Below are 18,742 nucleotides of genomic sequence, written 5' to 3' on the forward strand. Positions count from 1 at the left end.
CCAACATTGCCGTCTGGAAAAAGGGCTCGGGAACGCAAAGGCGCCCGAGCCCTTTTCAATGAGCAACTTACGCCGAGATCGCGTTCATCCGCTGGCGGATATCTTCTGCTTCACCCATGATCCGGTCCATCAGTTCTTGGCAGGTCGGAATGTCGTTGATCAAGCCTGCAACCATGCCGCAGCTCCATGCGCCTGCGTCCATCTCACCGTCCATCATAATGCGCGGATACACGCCTGCGACCTGTTCGATAACATCCTCAAACTTCAGATCATCGCCCTTTTCTTTCTCGATCTTGAGCAATTCCTCAACCGCATCATTCGTCATCACGCGCTCTGTATTGCGCAATGGACGCATGACCAGACGTGTGTCTAGCTCGCTCGCAGCAACAATCGCTGCTTTAACATTCTCGTGCACAGGCGCTTCTTTAGTGGCGATAAAGCGCGTCCCCATATTCATACCCGCTGCGCCCAGGGCGATAGATGCCATCAGCGACCGGCCATCAGCCATCCCGCCTGAGGAAACGAACGGGATTTCCAGTTCGTCAGCCGCGCGCGGCAACAAGATGAAGTTCGGGATATCATCTTCGCCAGGGTGACCGCCGCACTCAAAACCGTCGACCGATACAGCGTCACAGCCAATGTTCTGTGCTTTCAGAGCATGGCGTACTGCGGTGCATTTGTGGATCACCTTGATCCCTGCATCCTTTAGGTGCGGCAACACCGCCACCGGGTTGTTTCCGGCAGTCTCCACCACCGTAACCCCGCCTTCGATGATAGTCTTGATAATTGCGGGATAGTCCGGCGCATTGACTGTTGGCAGGAATGTGACGTTCACCCCAATCGGCTTGTCCGTCATGTCCTTGCAGCGGGCGATTTCATTGGCCAGATCAGCAGGAGTTTTTTGGGTCAGCGCGGTGATGATACCCAGACCACCCGCATTGGAAACGGCAGCAGCCATCTCAGCAAAACCGACATAGTGCATGCCGCCTTGGATGATCGGATGCTCGATACCAAACATTTCGGTGATCGCGGTTTTCATAGTTTCTCTCCCTCAAAACATTGCAAAATTTTCTAATGAGTTGACCAGTTTGTAGCGCATTGCAAGATTCAATCAGCTGAGCGTATTCCGATTGCGCGATGCCGTAACGTCAGCTTCATATAATTAGTGAACTTCTTCGCTATGCAGTACCGATTGCATATATAAAGCGACACTCAATCGATTGGTTTTAAGGGGGCGTATGGCTAAGTCGCAGAAAGACGCGTTAACGCTGCCGGCTGATTTGCAGATTGATACGCTGATTGATGTGGGCGTCGCGGATGGTACGCAGTGGCTATACGCGCAGTTTCCAGAGGCGCGGCTCGTTCTTGTCGATCCTTTGCCAGTCCCAACCCAGTTGGTTGAAGAGCTCCAGGGCCGAAATGTGCTGATTCATACAGCAGCAGCGGGCGCAACCAAGGGGTCAGCAATATTGCATGTTGATCTTGGACGGGCGTCGCGCTCCTCACTCTATCAACGCACTACTCTTACCCGATCAGCAAACCCAATCGAGCGACAAGACGTCCCAATCAACCGGCTAGACGAGATTGCGGGGAGCCCCGAATACGGAAGAATAGGCTTGAAGATCGATACGGAAGGACACGAGTTGGACGTTCTCATCGGATCGGAAGGCTTGCTGGATCGCTGCGAATTCATCCTGTGCGAGGTATCCATCGGCCATCGATTCAATGGTAGTTATAGCTCTAAAGAACTGTTCGTCTGGTTGGCTGACCACGGTTTCTCCGCCGCTGAATTGATGCGTTCGGTACGGTCCCGAAATGACGAGCCACTCTTTGCAGATATTCTGTTCAGACCAGACGGAAAGCGTCCCGATCAATGCCGTTAGAACCGCATAGCCCATAGTTTTCGTCCCGGGCATTGCGCATAAAAATAACGGCGCCGTTACCCTTTGTGACTGTATAAGAACGCGACGGACTGAGTGAGCCGATCACGGGTGCTTTTCCTATTTCCGGATAGTCAATACGATCCCACCAACAATAAGACCACCCGCCACAGCAATATCGACCGTCAACGGCTCCGCCAGCAAGGCCGCTCCGCCCAGTGCCGCAATGATGGGTGTCGCGAGCTGTACTGTAGCGGTCGTAGCCAATGAGAGATGAGGCGTAACCCGATACCAAATCACATAACCCAGCCCAGATGTGAGCGCGCCAGACACAACCGCAAGAATTACCCCGCTAAGTGACGGCAAGCTCTGATCCAAAAGAATGAGCGGCAATGCAAGTGGCGCCGCGAGCAGAAAACTGGCTGCCGTATTGCGCGTGGGATCGGTGCCGCGCCGTCCGATGATCGTGTAAAGGCCCCAGGCTAGCCCCGCGACCGCCATCATCGCCGCAGGACCTATCGCGGCGCCCTCGCTGCCCGGCAGAAAGAGCCAACCGAGACCGGACAATGCGATGGCCAAACCGGCCCAACTAGCGAAGCTTGGTCGGTCTCCTTGAACAATACCAATCGTCATCACACTCGCCTGCACACAGCCGAACAAAATTAGTGCACCTGTCGCGGCCGGAAGAGTGAGATATGCAAAGGAAAACCCCGCGACATACACTAGCAATGCGGCGGCACCGGGAATGTCCGAAGTGGTCGGTCTTCCCCGCAGAAATGGCAGCAACACTAACGCGCCAGCAGTTAGCCGGATTGCGGAAAACACACCCGCTTCAGTAGCACCATCAGCCAGCGCGGCCCGTGCCAAAAGAGAATTCCCGGCAAAGGCAAGCACAGCAAGGCCCGCCAAACCCACAATCATTGCAAAACTCAAACGACCCTTTTCACGCACCACCTAGCGCTCCTGTTTGGCACTCAGAACGAAGCGCACACCGGTTGCAATACGTCACAGATGGTCGGCAGATTGTCTGCCCGACCCGTTTCACTAGCAAATGGTGCTCATCTATGTCTTTGGCCGTCCATTCTGCAGGCAGTACGGGCATCAACGCTTCATAGGCACGCGTGGTGTCCGCCTTGGCAGGCACTAGCCCCATTCGCTGCATGACACGGCGATGATGCGTGTCCAGCACCAATACTCGCCGTTCAAACATACTGGTATTCGCAATCCCCGCACTGATTTTGCGCGCGACACCCGGTAGGGTTTCGAGCCAATCCATCATGTCTGCGGTATCGAGGTTGGACAAATGTCTTAGATCGACAGCACCACGCTCGGCCACTATCTGTTTCAGACATGCTTGCAGCCGCTGCGCTGATTGTTCGGGAAAAGTCTGATTTCCAAGCACCTCAGTGACGGCCGCTAGAGGTGCTTGTGAAACGCCTTCCCAAGAACCGAACCGGGATAACAACGCGTCAGTGGCCGCGTTCGAGACTGATGTCTTGGTGCGGGCACCGATGACGCCCTGCACCAGCGTCCAAACGGGGTCACGGCGTTTATTATCAGGGCTTTGAATGCGGCCAAACGCAGCGATCAGTGCCGCGTGTATGCGCAGCAACTGTTCACTGCGTGGGTCAGCACCGAGAGGTAATTGCATGGCGCTATGCGATGCAGTGTCAGCGCTTAAACACCAAGGAAAACGTGACTGGAACGGTGGGTGTGATGGACGAAAGCCCAGCAAGTTCTTGCAGTTGGGTCAGCCTCTCAGCAAGCTCAAACTGACTGGCTTCGACGATCACGGGCTTGTCTGACACTGCAAGGACACGGTCCGGCCCGGCCCGCGTCACCGTAACGTTCGCCTGAAACGGTGCTCCAATGCCATTTAGCGACAGCGTGCCATCCAGAACCGTCGATGCACTCTCCCCCACGCCCAGCTTAGCAAATAATGATGGGTCAATTTGCGCGGTAATATTAGCAGTCGGGTTATCGGCCACGACGAAGAACACATCACGCATCCGTTCATTGCGGATATCAACACCTGTACTCACCGAAGCGAGATCTATCGCGATGTTTGCCGCGCCATCAGCAGAAAGTGTCCCGCTGACCCTTTCGAACGAATTCGTTTCCGCAAACTGATCTTGCTTGATGGATACGTAAGAGAGTTTTGAAGCCGTATCATCGACGGTCCAAGCATCCCCAGTAAGTGCAGGCGGCTCTGCAGGACCAGATGAACACGCGGCCAGAAACAGGATGGCGGCAGGGGCGGCATTGCGGATAATGGTGATCATGAGGAGGTCCCTTGAGTTTGAATGATGGCCCGAGACTTATCAGAACGCGCGATGTCGACAAAGGTTGCAAAACGCAGCCGTCAAACGCGCTGGGTTACTCCCACTCGATCGTGCCAGGCGGCTTGCTGGTATAGTCATATACAACGCGATTAATGCCCTGAACCTCATTCACAATCCGCGTCGCGCAATTGGTCAGGAAGCTGGCATCGAAGGGATAGACATCAGCCGTCATTCCATCGGTACTGGTCACTGCGCGTAATCCGCACACATTATCGTAAGTGCGCGCGTCGCCCATAACGCCGACGGTCTTGACCGGTAACAATACCGCGAAAGCTTGCCAGATCGCATCATACAAACCGGCATTGCGGATTTCTTCGAGATAGATCGCATCGGCTTTACGAAGGATATCGCAGCGCTCTTTGGTCACTTCACCTGGAATCCGGATGGCTAGACCTGGCCCCGGGAATGGGTGACGGCCAACAAACATATCTGGCAGACCAAGCTCTCGGCCCAAATCACGGACTTCATCCTTGAACAGTTCGCGCAGCGGCTCAACCAGCTGCATATTCATGCGTTCGGGCAAACCACCTACGTTGTGGTGGCTCTTGATGGTCACACTAGGTCCGCCGGTGAAAGATACGCTTTCGATCACATCGGGATAGAGCGTTCCTTGAGCCAGAAAGTCTGCACCACCCACTTTGGCTGCTTCTTCCTCAAACACGTTGATGAATTCGCCGCCGATAAACTTTCGTTTCTTCTCAGGATCAGTTTGCCCTGCAAGGCCCGCCATGAAACGCTGTTCCGCGTCAACCACCACCAGCGGGATATTATAGTGATCACGGAACATCGTTTCGACTTGTTCGCGCTCGTTCTGGCGGAGCAATCCATGATCAACAAAAACGCACGTCAGCTGGTCGCCGATTGCTTCGTGGATAAGGATGGCAGCCACAGAGCTGTCGACACCGCCAGAAAGCCCGCAAATGACTTTCTTGTCGCCAACCTGCGCGCGAATTTCAGCAATTTTGGTGTCGCGATAGGCAGCCATCGTCCAATCGCCTTTCAGCCCGCAAACATGACGGACAAAATTAGCCAGCAGCTTCGCCCCATCCGGGGTGTGCACCACTTCCGGATGGAATTGTGTGCCGTAAAACTTCCGGGCTTCATCGGCGATTACCGCAAATGGCGCGCCATCACTGGTCGCCACGATTTCAAATCCAGGCGCGAACTGAGTCACTTTATCGCCGTGGCTCATCCAGACTTGATGACGATCACCGACGTCCCACAGGCCATCAAACAGGGCGCATTCTTTGGTAACGGTCAGAAAGGCTCTGCCAAATTCCCCGCCCCGGTTTCCACTGCCATCCCCCACTTCATGGCCGCGCCGGACTTCGCCGCCCAATTGATGGCTCATCACTTGTTGGCCGTAACAAATGCCAAGAATCGGGACGCCAGCATTGAACAGTATATCGGGCGCACGCGGGGATCCTTCATCGGGTACACCTGCTGGCGACCCTGACAAAATGATCCCTTTGGGCTTCATCCGGTGGAAGGCTTCCTCCGCCATCGTGAAGGGCGCGATCTCTGAATAGACACCGGCTTCGCGCACGCGGCGGGCAATCAGTTGGGTAACTTGGCTGCCAAAATCGACAATAAGGATGGAATCGGGGAGATGATCTGAGTTCATGCGCCAAGGCGTTACGGAGCGATCTGCATGCTGGCAAGCGTGCGAATGCCCCCGTCAACGACGATGAAGGATCGCGGCATCGGGGTGCAGAGCGATCCCTCCTTTAGGCGACATCAAATTTCCCTGAACCGTAATAAAATTTCAACGAGTGTAACCAATGATACAAAGCTGGCGAAATGCCATCCAGATATCGCAGCACATCACGCCTGCGACCAACAACTTGAAAGGAATTTTCTATGCGTATCCTATCTGAAAGAGCTGTAGCTTTTGTCTTTGCTGCTTCGATCAGCGGATTGCTGCTCAGCCCTGCAATTGCGTAAGTCCGCTTCTCTATTTCATCTAAGGTTGCAAAAAACTGAACATATATGAGAATTTTCTCATTTGCGTGCGATCGTTTGCAACATTATCTGGAAAGCATACCGGCGGAAACATCCTCCTCTCCCAACTTCTGCCGGGACTATCGGGATTATGAAGCAGCATTTGATGCGCGGATTAACCCGGCTATTCATTCCGCTGCCTGCGAGTGCAGCACAGCGGCAGCCCTCCCCCAATTTGGCTGCCCGCTCTAGGAATGATAGCGATCGGAGACGCGGCTGAATGCCAGATACCCCTGATATTGCATCAGCCGCGTCTCCCCCAATCGCCACTCGCTCAATCACACATTGGTGCCGCAGGCTCTCTGCCAGCCCAGCTGTCGTTTACCGCCTGCCACCTTTCCAATAGGAAAGGGCCGGTGCAGCCTAAGCCGAACCAGCCCTCTAGAAGACGATCATTTTACGCTCGATCAGGCGTTTGGCTGTAGAAACCATGCGTATGACTGAAGTTAATGCAGATTAGATGCCAGTTTCGGCAAGCCCCGGTTTTTCAGGCATCCTAGTGGTTAACGCGATTTCGCTGATCCGCTATTTGTCAGAATTTCCGACACTTAATGCCGGTCAGCCAGGTAGCCCGCGGCGGGCGGCTTCTTCACGCAATTCCGTCTTTAGCAATTTTCCAATATGGCTACGCGGCATTTCATCAATTGCATGCAGCATCGCCAACCGCTGGGTTTTGCCCAAACGCCCGTTGACCGCTGCCAAAACTGTCTCGGCAGAGGCATCGCCGGCCAGAGTGACAAAGCCAACCGGTGTCTCACCCCATTTCTCACTCGGCACGCCAATGACTGCCGCTTCGACAACTCCGTCTTCTTTCAAAAGCTCGCTTTCGAGATCCACCGGATAGATATTGAACCCACCTGAGATAATCATGTCCTTGGCACGGCCAACCAATTCGACAAAACCATCTGCATCGATCCGGCCAATATCACCCATCCGCATCCACACGCTGCCATCACTTGGATTGATCCACTGCGCTTCGCTGGTGGCCTTCTCTCGGTTTTTGTAGCCAACCATCATGGCAGGCGAAATACCAACCAGATTACCCGGCGTTCCGGCGGGCACTTCCTGATCCTCATCATCGAGCACTTTTAATGCATGGCCGGGTGCCGGTTGGCCAACCGTGTGTAGCTTGTCCGGATATTCATGCGCATAGAGCAAACAGGTCACCCCGCCTTCAGTCATGCCATAAATCTCTATCAATGCACCCGGCATCCGCTTCAACACTTCAGCTTTGAGGTCCGCCGGAAACGGCGCCGAAGTGCAGTATTTCAAGGCCAGGGTAGACAGATCAAACTGATCAAAATCTGGCTCCTGCATCAAGCGACGATATTGAACCGGGACCAGCATCGTATGGGTCGTGCCGTCACGCTGGGCAATCTCGAGCCACTTCTTGGTGTCAAATTTGCCCATGATTGTGGTGCACGCACCGGCCAATACAGACGATAAGAAACAGACCATTGTGGTGTTGGAATAGAGCGGTGTGGACGCAAGTGCCTTGGAATCAGGCGAGTAAGCGCGTGCAGCTGTCGCCGCAAATTGAAACCAACGCATCGCATGCGAATGCACGATACCCTTGGGAACACCGGTCGTTCCGCTCGAATAAATGATGTTGAACGGCTCTTCACCGATAGGATGGTGGGGTATCGAAACAGTGCCTTCAGGCGCCATCCAGCCTGCCAGCTCTTCATCCAGAATAATCCGGTCCATCTCAGGCAGGAAACTATCACCCAATTCGGTCAATTTTGCGCGGTCAATAAACAGATGCTTTGCGCCCGAATCTTTGGCCATCCCCGCCAGCTGATCCGGGCTGGCACTGGTTGTAAGCGGCGCAGCGACTCCCCCCGCCACAATCGCCGCAAGAAACACCAAAGCATATTGAGTGGTCGAAGTGCCCAAGATCGCCACTGACTGCCCGCGCTGCAATCCGGTTTGCTGAAGCCGCGCTGCAATCCGCTCAACCTGGTCGGCGACTTCCTGCCAGTTTAATGTCACTGCATCATCACGCAGGGCGGGCTTGTAACCGCGAACCGCCGCCCAATCATGAATAATTTCTCGATATGTGCCGTAGGGTTGTTCGAGCTTCGCGATAATGTCGTCTTGAGTCATGCAGCGAACCGTAGACGGACCGCCGAACTGATCAACACTCGATTACATTCACCGCTAAGCCGCCCTGGCTCGTCTCTTTATACTTGGTCGACATATCAAGCCCTGTTTGGCGCATCGTTTCGATCACTTGGTCGAGCGATACCAAGGTGACTTCATCGCGGTGGAGAGCCAATCGGGCAGCGTTCACCGCTTTCACTGCGCCGATCGCATTGCGTTCAATACATGGCACTTGCACAAGACCGCCCACCGGATCGCAGGTTAGACCAAGATTATGCTCCATGCCGATTTCTGCTGCGCTGGCAATTTGTGTCGGGGATCCGCCCCAAAACGCTGCCAACCCACCGGCCGCCATCGAACATGCCACCCCGACCTCGCCCTGACATCCCATTTCTGCCCCTGAAATAGATGCCCGCTGCTTATACAGCAGCCCGATTGCTCCGGCAGTAAGCAAAAATTTCCGACGAGCGGAACGGCACGCTTTCTCTTCCGAATCGAGGCAATAAAAACGCATCACAGCTGGCAAAATACCAGCAGCACCATTGGTCGGTGCAGTGACGACTTTACCACCAGCGGCATTTTCCTCGTTCACAGCCATGGCGAAACAATTGAGCCAATCAAACAGCTGCTCCCGTTCATTCGATTGCGGCGCAGCTGACAGTTTGGCCCATAATTCCGGAGCGCGGCGCCGCACATTCAGTCCGCCGGGCAAGATCCCAGTTTTTTCCAAACCGCGCGCGATAGAATCATCCATCGCTTTGGCGATGGCATCGAGCCCGGCTTCGGTCTTTTCGCGGGGTCGCATGGCGTCTTCGTTCTGAAGAATCACGTCGTCGATCGACAGCGAATGCGTGTCACACAGCTCTAGTAAATCACTTGCTGAGCCAAAGCGATACGGCACTTGCCGGCCCACTTCGATCCGATCATTCTTTGGCGCTTTCTTAAGCTGCCGCTCTGTTGCGACAAAGCCCCCACCGGTTGAATAATATGTGCGATCAGAGAGGATAACACCGCGCTCGTCAAACGCGCGCAGCCGCATTCCGTTGGGATGGATGTCTGGTACAATGTGCCCGGCAAGATCGACATCTTCGTGCTGGTCAAACGAGATGTCGTGTCTCCCTGCCAGCGCGAGCAGATGGTCACGCTCCAGACGCTCGAACTGGGCATCACCTTTCGCCGGATTGAAGGTTTCTGGCTTGTGCCCCGCCAGCCCCAAAATGGCCGCCCGCGGCGTCCCGTGACCTATTCCGGTCAAGGCAAGCGAACCCTGCAACTCAATATGGATCCGAGCAACGCGGCCCAGTTTACCCGACCGTTTAAGCGCGCGGATAAACATCGCGGAAATACGCATGGGCCCCACCGTATGCGAACTTGAGGGACCAATGCCGATCCGGAAAATGTCGAGTACAGACAGCATCCCGAAGGAATGCGCCGCAAAGGACTTTTCGTCAACCGGTTACATTTGAAACCATTACGGCGGTAACTGTGGGTAAGAACCGCCATTCCGCTTTGGATATCGCCTTGTCGCGCCTATATAATCAGCATGAGCGAAACACCTGAAAATACGCCGCCATCCGCACCCGAAAAAGTCGTCCAGCAAGGCGAATATGGGGCCGATTCGATCAAAGTTCTCAAAGGGCTGGATGCGGTCCGTAAGCGCCCCGGTATGTATATCGGCGACACAGACGATGGCAGCGGCCTGCACCACATGGTGTTCGAGGTATCAGACAACGCGATTGATGAAGCGCTGGCGGGGCACTGCGACCTCGTTCTGATAGAGCTCAATCCGGATGGATCCGTATCCGTTGAAGATAATGGCCGCGGAATCCCCGTGGGTATGCACAGCGAAGAAGGGGTTTCGGCTGCCGAGGTTATCATGACCCAGCTTCACGCTGGCGGTAAGTTCGACAACACCAATGACGAAAACGCCTATAAGGTTTCCGGCGGCCTTCACGGCGTTGGCGTCTCGGTGGTGAATGCGCTGTCCGAATGGCTTGAGCTGGTTATTTGGCGTGACGGCAAAGAGCACTGGATGCGTTTCGAGCATGGCGACGCAGTCAACTCATTGGAAATCAAAGGCGACGCTCCACCGGTAGCCAGCAATGGCGATGATAATGGCTTGAAAAAGGGCACTCGCGTTACCTTCATGGCCAGCGAAGACACGTTTAAAAACGTCACCGTTTATGACTTTGACAAGCTGGAGCATCGCTACCGCGAGCTGGCGTTCCTCAATTCCGGCGTCCGTATCCTGATCCGTGACAAGCGCGCTGAGGAACCGGTTGAGCACGATCTGTATTACGAAGGCGGCATTGGTGCATTCGTGTCATTCCTTGACCGCAACAAGCAAGCGCTCATTCCGGATCCCATTGCGATTTCCGCAGAGCGCGACGGTATCGGGATTGATGTCGCGCTGGAATGGAACGATTCGTACTATGAGAACGTGCTGTGCTTCACCAACAACATCCCGCAGCGCGATGGCGGCACCCATTTGGCGGCGTTCCGGGCTGCGCTGACCCGCACTCTAAACGGGTATGCGGCTTCCTCAGGAATGCTCAAGAAGGAGAAAGTCTCCCTCTCCGGTGAAGATATGCGTGAAGGCCTAACCGCCATTGTGTCGGTTAAATTGCCTGACCCCAAATTCTCCAGCCAAACGAAAGATAAGCTGGTGTCTTCCGAAGTGCGTCAACCGCTCGAAAGCCTGATGAGCGACAAAATGACCGAATGGCTGGAGGAGAATCCGGCGCATGCGAAAACCATCATTCAAAAAGTCATCGACGCCGCAGCCGCACGCGAAGCAGCCAAGAAAGCGCGCGAACTCACCCGGCGTAAAGGCGCGATGGATATTGCCAGCCTGCCCGGTAAACTGGCCGATTGCCAAGAACGTGACCCCGCGAAATCCGAACTGTTCCTGGTGGAGGGCGACTCCGCCGGCGGCTCCGCAAAACAAGGGCGTGATCGTCACTATCAGGCCATTTTGCCGCTTAAAGGTAAGATCCTGAATGTCGAACGCGCACGTTTTGACCGGATCATCTCATCCAAAGAAGTCGGCACGCTTATCCAAGCGATGGGTACTGGCATTCGTGACGAATTTAACATCGAGAAGCTACGATATCACAAGATCGTCATTATGACCGATGCTGACGTTGATGGAGCGCATATCCGGACGTTGCTGCTCACTTTCTTCCATCGTCAAATGCCCGAAATCATCAAAAACGGGCACTTGTTCATCGCGCAGCCGCCTTTGTTCAAAGTGATGAAGGGTCGCAGCGAGGTCTATCTGAAAGACCAAGCCGCGATGGATCGGTATTTGGTCGCCGGCGGGTTGCAAGGGCGTTTGCTCGAAAGCGAAGGCGGAGCACGCGGCGGTGCGGAATTGGAAGGGCTTGTCGAACATGCCCTGCGCATCCGCAATTTGATGGCCTTTGTTCCGAACAAATATGACGCCGGCATGATCGAAGCAATGGCCCTGGCCGGATCGTTTGAGCCGGGCCTAGATCAAGCCAGCAGAGAAGCTGCCTTATCGACGGCGGCGGCACGTTTGCAGATGGGCGATAGCGAGGCGAAGTGGTCCTCGGAAATGCGCAGCGACGGGTCTATCCTGATGAAGCGCATCTGGCGCGGCGTAACGGATGCTCATGAGATTGAAGCTGCCTTTGTTGACAGTGCAGAGGCAAGAAAACTGCATCGTTTGGCGAGCGAAAATGCCGATGTCTATGCTGCTCCGGCGCGCTTGGTTAAGGGCACTGCGACTGATGACGAAGATGGCGAGACAGAAACGCTCGATGTCAGCGATGCAGATGCGATCACCCGGCCCACACAACTGCTTGATGCCGTACTGAAAGCTGGCCGCAAAGGCCTATCCAGCCAGCGCTACAAAGGGTTGGGCGAGATGAACGCCGAACAATTGTGGGAAACCACGCTTGACCCGGAAAATCGCGCTCTGTTGCAGGTCAAAGTCGAAGACGCTGATGTCACCGACGAGATTTTCACACGTTTGATGGGCGATGTGGTCGAACCACGGCGGGAGTTCATTCAGGACAATGCTCTCAACGTTGCCAACCTCGACGTTTGATCTGATGCATATAGCCGCATCATGAGTTGGGCGGTCCGCCCGGGTTCTCAGGAAGAGCAAGTTGGCCGCCTGATCCTGGCGGGTGTGATTGTGGTGTTTTTACCGCAATTGCCGCTGGGTAACTTCCTGATCTATCCCTTCACAATATTGACCACGTGGTTCCATGAAATGGGCCACGGACTGACAGCCATATTGATGGGGCATGAGTTTGAGCTGCTCAAAATATACCCCGACGGATCCGGCGTCGCACAATCTTATCATGAAGGACCAGAATCGCCCATCGCCAGTGCATTTATCAGCGCAGGCGGGCCGCTTGGCCCAACGATGATCGGATCGATCCTGATCCTCGCCAGCAGCAAGCAGCAATATTGGCGGCCCACGTTGATTGTTCTTGCAGTCTGTATCGGCCTATCGACCGTTATATGGGTACGCAGCACGACCGGCGTGATAGTCTTGCCCATGATCGCAGTGGCTCTGGCGGCGGCAGCATGGAAGGGTAAGGACTGGCTGGTCCGGTTCGCTCTGCAGTTCCTTGGCATATTGGCCGCCATGAGTATGTTTCGCGACTGGGATTATCTGTTTTCGGAAAGCGCGGTGATTGACGGGCAAATCATGCTGTCCGACACTGGCGCCATCGCCAACGCATTGCTGCTGCCCTATTGGTTTTGGGCGATGGCGATTATTCTCCTGTCTGGCCTAATGGTCGGCGCCAGCCTCAAATATGCACTCGCAGAGGATGACGATCTGAATGACTGGCGGCGATAAGAGATGAGAGGTCAAGCATGACGCAAGACAGCATGGCGAACGGACTGCAGCGGGGCGGCTTCATCCTGTTTCTGGCGCTGATCAGTATTGCTCTGATCATCGTGGTATGGCCGTTCGCGTCGTCACTGTTGTGGGCGGCCTTGGCTGCCATCATGTTCCAACCACTCAACCAGCGCCTGTTGCCGATATTCAAACAGAGCGCGAACCGCGCAGCTCTCGCGGCGCTGATGATCATCACATTCGCCGTTATTCTGCCAACCTTGTGGATTGGCACGATGATAGTGGAACAGGCGGCCGAATTGTTTCTGGCATTCCGTGATAATGAAATCGATGTCAGCGCGTGGTTCACCAAAATTTTCGATGCTCTACCCGCTGGCATTCAGGCTTCGCTGAACAATTCTGGTCTCGGCACGATCAGTTCATTGCTTGACCGGGTTCAAGACTTTGCGCGTGAGAGTACCGGCGTCCTTGCCCAGCAAGCCGTCGTCATTGGTGGCAGCGCTTTGAGCTTTGTGATCGCCTTTGGTGTCGGCCTATATGTCACTTTTTTCCTATTACGCGACGGGCCGCATATAGGGGAAACTGTGGTCGCGGCACTGCCGATGGAGCGATCTATTGCCAGTAAACTTACCACCAAATTCCTATCCATTGTGCGCGCAACGATCAAAGGATCAGTGGTGGTAGGGCTGGTGCAAGGCGCTCTTGGCGCCATGACCTTCTGGGTCGTGGGTATGCCATCCGTTCTGCTGCTGGGGCTGCTAATGGCAGTATTTTCCCTGTTACCCGCGCTAGGCCCGGCGATCGTTTGGCTACCGGTTGCGGCCTATCTGCTGGCCACAGGGGCAATCTGGCAAGGTGTCTTGGTTATCATCTCGGGCGTCTTGGTGATTGGGATGGCCGACAACGTGTTGCGCCCGATCTTGGTGGGGCGCGATACCGGCATCCCTGATTGGATCGTTTTGATCACCACGCTGGGCGGAATTAGCCTGATGGGGCTATCCGGCATCGTGGTTGGCCCCTTGGTTGCCGGACTGTTTCTGGCAGGCTGGACTTTGTCCAAGAATACGCCTGTCAATCCAGCGCCAGATGCTGCGGTAGAATAATCTCTCATGCATTATGATGTGATCATTTTGGGCGGCGGTGCAGCCGGACTGTTCTGTGCAGCCAGAGCTGGCCAGCGCGGTAAGACAGTACTGGTTCTGGAACGGAGCGAGAAACCCGGCAAAAAGATTCTGATATCGGGCGGGGGCCGGTGCAATTTCACGAATATCGGGGCCGGGCCCGCCAATTACCTTTCCGCCAATCCGCATTTCGCCAAATCCGCGCTCAGCCGCTATACCCCGTGTGATTTTCTGGACCTGATCGAAAGCTACGACATTGCGTGGCACGAAAAGACGCTGGGGCAATTATTCTGTGACAGCAGCGCCAAGCAAATTGTGGCCATGCTGTTAGAAGAATGCACGAAGGCGGAGCAATATGGCGGCAAAGTGCGTGTCTTGTGCGAAGCAGAAGTCGCCAGCACAGCGCACGATGCTGATGGTTTCTGTGTAACAACCGGCGGTGATACATATACCAGTCAAGCGTTGGTAATCGCCACTGGCGGGCCCTCCATCCCGAAGATGGGTGCAACCGGGTTTGCCTATGATCTGGCCCGTCAATTCGGCCTGAAAATTGTCGAGCCACGGCCCGCGCTGGTACCCCTGACGCTTGGCGGCGAAGACGTTTTGTTTCGCGATTTGTCGGGCGTGTCTGCCAATGTCGATGCCACCAGCGGCAAAGTCACATTTCATGAAGCAGCTTTGTTCACGCATAAAGGCCTGTCGGGGCCATCTATTCTACAAGTCTCTTCCTATTGGAAACATGGCGAACCGATCACCATAGATTTCCTGCCCGATCGGGATGAAGGGTGGTTACTCGAAGCGAAACGCGCTGCACCGCGCAGCACTCTCAAAACGCAACTGAAAGATGGTCTGTCCGACAGGCTGGCAGCCACTCTTTCGGACCGACTGGGACTGGAAACCGAGCTCGGCAACATATCTGACAAAGCCCTGCGCGAGGCGGAAACGCAATTACGGAAATGGACATTCCATCCCAATGGGACCGAAGGATTTGCCAAAGCGGAAGTGACATCAGGCGGAATCGACACTGCCGAGCTTTCTTCCAAAACGATGGAGGCAAAAAAAGTCCCGGGCCTGTTTGTAATTGGTGAAGCCGTGGATGTCACCGGATGGCTGGGCGGCTATAATTTCCAATGGGCTTGGGCCAGCGCGGCAGCGGCGGCGGACGGGCTTTAGCTCCCAAGCGAAGATAGTGCGCCAAGATCGCCGCAAGCCGTCTTTGCCCGGGCGCTCCGCCAGATCAACGCACTTTGCGTTGTCATAATCAGCAGCTAGTAATGCTCTTATGATCACATCTAAGACCAAACGGTTCGCCGCCCTTATTCTCGCGACTTGCACAATGTCAGCCTGTGCTGCCAATCCAGACGTCAACAGCGCGTCGCCATCTGCTGCAATGGTTGCGCCGGTCGAAGTGAAGATCATCGGTCTCAACGATTTTCATGGCAATATTGAACCAATCCGCCGACCTATACGGTTCACTGATAATGATGGTGAACAGCAACAGGTCTATGCTGCCGGCGCGGCTTATTTGACCACCGCGGTGGAAACCTACCGTGCCAAGACAGAGCACAGCCTGACCATTGCAGCCGGAGACTTGATTGGCGGCAGCCCGCTGGCCTCATCGATTTTTCTCGATGAGCCTTCAATTGGCGCAATGAATCGTCTCGGCCTTGATTTCAATGCAGTGGGCAATCACGAATTTGATCGCGGATGGAAAGAGCTACGCCGCATCCAAGAAGGCGGCTGCGAGAAGCACACGCTGCGCACGCCCTGCGCAGTGGAAGATCCCTATCCCGGGGCCGAGTTCAAATTTCTCGCCGCCAACGTCATCATGCCCGATGGCGACACTTTGTTCCCGGGCCACGGCATGAAGACTTTTGGAACAGGAGACAGCGCCGTAACCGTCGGGATCATCGGCTTAACCCTGAAAGAAACACCCACTCTTGTGACCCCCAGCGGAGTCGCCGGTCTCGATTTCATTGATGAGGCAAAGGCGATCAACGATCTGATCCCTGTACTTGAAGCGGACGGCGCAGATGCGATTGTTGTCACCATCCACCAAGGTCTGACCACCCGCGTGGGGTACAACGATAAGAGCTGCGGCGGCGTCGACGGTCCGTTGCTTGATATCCTAGCTAAGCTGGATCCCAAAGTGGATGTCGTGATCTCTGGCCATACCCACAGATCCTATGTCTGCGACTATTCCGCCATTGATCCCGCGCGGGACTTTCTTGTGACCAGTGCAGGCTATGGCGGGTCTATGCTAACCGATATCACCATGATGATTGATCCCGTTTCCGGAGAAGTCACGGCAAAATTGGCGGACAATGTAATCATTCAAAGCGTAGGCACCGACCGCGATGGCAATGCCGCAATACCCAATCCGGATTTCGTGCAATTCGTGCCCGATCCAGAAGTTGCTGCCTATGTGGAACTATACGTAAACGCATCCCGGGAAGCGGCTACGCGTCCGGTTGGCAAAATCAGCGGAGAGGCGCGTGATCCGGGACCGCCAACTGAAGAAACCGCGCTGGGTAATCTTATTGCCGATGCGCAATTATTCGCCACGCGGGAGGCCGGTGCACAGATCGCGTTTATGAACAATTCAGGCATCCGCACCAGCCTGATACCACAGACCGACGGCACCATCAGTTACGGCGATATTTACACAGTTCAACCGTTCGGAAATACGCTGATCACCAAGAGCTTTACGGGCGCGCAATTGCTCGCGCTGCTGGAGCAGCAGTTTGATGACGAAGGCTTTGTTCAGACATTTTCACCCTCGAAAGGCTTTGCCATGGTGTGGGATAATAACCGCGCCATTGGGGATCGGGTCGTATCGGCTACGCTGGACGGGGAAGCAATTGATCCGGCAGCGACCTACCGTGTGACGATGAACAGCTTTCTGGCCGCTGGCGGCGACAGTTTCACAGTGTTCAAAGATGGTACCGATGTGGTCACCGGTCCGACCGATCTTGATGGGATGGAAGCCTATCTGAATACAGCCGACGTCATCCAACTACCCGAACTGGGCAGGGTGAAGACCATTCAAGCTGTCTTGCCGGATTAGGCGACGCGCAAACCGGTTACGCCCTGTGCCTGCCCCTGATCTGACGACAGACCAGCAAGGATCGTATCAATGATCCGGCCAAGTTTGGCCTCGCTCAATCGGTGATCCAGATACAGTAGAATATCGGTCTGGATATAGCAGTGTAGCATCTGGTTGATCAGGCTAAGTGCATCAGCAATCGACACGCCCGATAGATACCCATCCGCCTGTGCCTGTGCGATCAGCTCGCTCAGATAATGATCCCCCAAATCGACATAGCTCTCGATCTGCTTGAAATTATCGCGACCCAATTCACAATATAGCTGAAATGTCGCCGGGTCCGCATGATATCGCTTGCGCATATGCAGAAAACGGCGAGCAAAAAATTCATACAGCTTCCGGTTCACTGGCATATCAGCAGCGACAACCTCTTCCATGATTGCCACATGCGGCGCGAACCATTCGGCGACAATTGCATCAAACAGGTCGTTTTCTTCAGGGAAAAGTGCGTCGATGCGGGCGCGGGGTGTGCGCGCTTCTGTTGCCAGCACCGCGCGAGTCACCGCTTCACCGCGCCTTTGGACAGCGTCCATCGCAAGACCAACATATCGGCTGCGTTCGTTTTGAAGATCCGTTTCAGTCACTGGGCTGCCCTCAATTCTGCTATGCTGGATATGTAGGTATGCCCCCGCGCCGCTTAAAGTCATATCTTGAACTCCAGCGCGTTTCATCGACGAACAGCACCTGGCTATCCATGGGATGAAGGCCCCTTAATCCTGTGCCTCAGCCAACAGTTTTTGAGCCTGCGCTTTGAGCACGTGATAGCGCGGGTAATCCGGCAATTTCGACAACATAAAATCGGCGATCCGGTTGAGGTCAGCGGCGTAATCTCCGGTTGGCATCATCGGCGGGCTGAAGCCTAGAATATTCCGCTCGTTACACACCCAGGCCGCCACAATCGGCACATTGGCCGCGCGTGCGATATTATAGAAACCTGATTTCCACGTGCCGTCGGTAGTGCGCGATCCCTCCGCGGCGATGACCAAGGCCAACTCGTCGCGCTTCGCGTATTCTGCTGCGACTTGTTCGACCACATTGGCGCGTTTCGTCCGATCAATCGGGATGCCGCCCATATCGAACATGAAATTGCGCATGACCCCTTTAAACAAAGTATGCTTGCCCATGAAGTTCGGTTTCACACCTTCTTTCTCGGTCGCCCCGGCAAAGAAAACAAAGTCCCAATTGGAGGAATGCGGAGCGCCCGCTATCACATATTTCGAGATACCTTTGGGCAAGCCACCTTCAATTTGCCACCCCTTCAAATCATAGAGCCAGATGATAATCCGCCGCACAATGCGCGATAGCAGCGATGGTGTGCGGGTGGTCTCTTGTGTCATGTTCTCTCCCAGTAG

The 18,742-nt window shown here is 54.9% G+C and carries 15 protein-coding genes; 6 read left to right on the forward strand and 9 right to left on the reverse strand.

Annotated elements, in window-relative coordinates; all coding sequences use genetic code 11:
- Window positions 1–67: 67 nt before the first annotated feature.
- The gene (locus HKD42_RS10025) at window positions 68–1,039 is read right to left on the reverse strand and encodes an NAD(P)H-dependent flavin oxidoreductase (RefSeq protein WP_170012968.1); all 972 of its coding nucleotides are present in this window, start codon (window positions 1,037–1,039) and stop codon (window positions 68–70) included.
- Window positions 1,040–1,238: 199 nt separating this feature from the next.
- Here HKD42_RS10025 and HKD42_RS10030 point away from each other — a divergent pair, with 199 nt between their 5' ends.
- Window positions 1,239–1,883, forward strand: a complete 645-nt coding sequence (locus HKD42_RS10030) for an FkbM family methyltransferase (RefSeq protein WP_170012970.1) — start codon at window positions 1,239–1,241, stop codon at window positions 1,881–1,883.
- A 117-nt stretch (window positions 1,884–2,000) separates the two neighbouring features.
- Here HKD42_RS10030 and HKD42_RS13455 read toward each other — a convergent pair whose 3' ends face one another.
- From HKD42_RS13455 to HKD42_RS10060, 6 genes are all read right to left on the reverse strand, one after another.
- Entirely contained in the window at window positions 2,001–2,831 is an 831-nt protein-coding gene (locus HKD42_RS13455) for an EamA family transporter (protein WP_211483577.1), read from the reverse strand.
- Window positions 2,824–3,531 carry an endonuclease III domain-containing protein gene (locus HKD42_RS10040; RefSeq protein ID WP_170012972.1) on the reverse strand — a complete coding sequence of 236 codons (708 nt, stop codon included), beginning with the start codon at window positions 3,529–3,531 and terminating at the stop codon, window positions 2,824–2,826. Before HKD42_RS10040 ends, HKD42_RS13455 begins: the two co-directional genes overlap by 8 nt.
- Window positions 3,532–3,550: 19 nt before the next feature.
- Window positions 3,551–4,162, reverse strand: coding sequence for a YceI family protein (locus HKD42_RS10045; RefSeq protein ID WP_170012974.1), 612 nt, complete (start codon window positions 4,160–4,162; stop codon window positions 3,551–3,553).
- Window positions 4,163–4,256: 94 nt separating this feature from the next.
- On the reverse strand, window positions 4,257–5,846 hold the full coding sequence (gene guaA, locus HKD42_RS10050; RefSeq protein WP_170012976.1) for a glutamine-hydrolyzing GMP synthase: 1,590 nt from the start codon (window positions 5,844–5,846) through the stop codon (window positions 4,257–4,259).
- A 935-nt stretch (window positions 5,847–6,781) separates the two neighbouring features.
- Window positions 6,782–8,329 carry a class I adenylate-forming enzyme family protein gene (locus tag HKD42_RS10055; protein WP_170012978.1) on the reverse strand — a complete coding sequence of 516 codons (1,548 nt, stop codon included), beginning with the start codon at window positions 8,327–8,329 and terminating at the stop codon, window positions 6,782–6,784.
- A 31-nt stretch (window positions 8,330–8,360) separates the two neighbouring features.
- Complete coding sequence (locus HKD42_RS10060) at window positions 8,361–9,743, reverse strand: L-serine ammonia-lyase (RefSeq protein WP_170012980.1); 1,383 nt, start codon at window positions 9,741–9,743, stop codon at window positions 8,361–8,363.
- A gap of 126 nt (window positions 9,744–9,869) precedes the next feature.
- On the opposite strand from HKD42_RS10060, the gene gyrB reads away from it, so the two are divergent.
- The 5 genes from gyrB (at window position 9,870) to HKD42_RS10085 (ending at window position 17,351) form a co-directional block, all read left to right on the forward strand.
- Entirely contained in the window at window positions 9,870–12,398 is a 2,529-nt protein-coding gene (gene gyrB / locus HKD42_RS10065; protein ID WP_170012982.1) for a DNA topoisomerase (ATP-hydrolyzing) subunit B, read from the forward strand.
- A gap of 21 nt (window positions 12,399–12,419) precedes the next feature.
- The gene (locus HKD42_RS10070; RefSeq protein ID WP_170012984.1) at window positions 12,420–13,163 is read left to right on the forward strand and encodes a M50 family metallopeptidase; all 744 of its coding nucleotides are present in this window, start codon (window positions 12,420–12,422) and stop codon (window positions 13,161–13,163) included.
- Between the two features lie 17 nt (window positions 13,164–13,180).
- Window positions 13,181–14,266 carry an AI-2E family transporter gene (locus HKD42_RS10075; RefSeq protein ID WP_170012986.1) on the forward strand — a complete coding sequence of 362 codons (1,086 nt, stop codon included), beginning with the start codon at window positions 13,181–13,183 and terminating at the stop codon, window positions 14,264–14,266.
- 6 nt (window positions 14,267–14,272) lie between these two features.
- The gene (locus HKD42_RS10080; protein ID WP_170012988.1) at window positions 14,273–15,457 is read left to right on the forward strand and encodes a BaiN/RdsA family NAD(P)/FAD-dependent oxidoreductase; all 1,185 of its coding nucleotides are present in this window, start codon (window positions 14,273–14,275) and stop codon (window positions 15,455–15,457) included.
- Between the two features lie 109 nt (window positions 15,458–15,566).
- Window positions 15,567–17,351 carry a bifunctional metallophosphatase/5'-nucleotidase gene (locus HKD42_RS10085; protein ID WP_170012990.1) on the forward strand — a complete coding sequence of 595 codons (1,785 nt, stop codon included), beginning with the start codon at window positions 15,567–15,569 and terminating at the stop codon, window positions 17,349–17,351.
- On the opposite strand, the gene HKD42_RS13460 is transcribed toward HKD42_RS10085, so the two are convergent.
- A complete protein-coding gene (locus HKD42_RS13460; protein WP_170012992.1) occupies window positions 17,348–17,974 on the reverse strand; it encodes a hypothetical protein in 627 nt (208 codons plus the stop codon). The genes HKD42_RS10085 and HKD42_RS13460 overlap by 4 nt on opposite strands.
- 126 nt (window positions 17,975–18,100) lie before the next feature.
- The gene (locus HKD42_RS10095) at window positions 18,101–18,727 is read right to left on the reverse strand and encodes a 1-acyl-sn-glycerol-3-phosphate acyltransferase (protein WP_170012995.1); all 627 of its coding nucleotides are present in this window, start codon (window positions 18,725–18,727) and stop codon (window positions 18,101–18,103) included.
- Window positions 18,728–18,742 lie beyond the last annotated feature (15 nt).

This window comes from Pontixanthobacter rizhaonensis (genome assembly GCF_012972675.1).
Lineage (GTDB): Bacteria > Pseudomonadota > Alphaproteobacteria > Sphingomonadales > Sphingomonadaceae > Pontixanthobacter > Pontixanthobacter rizhaonensis.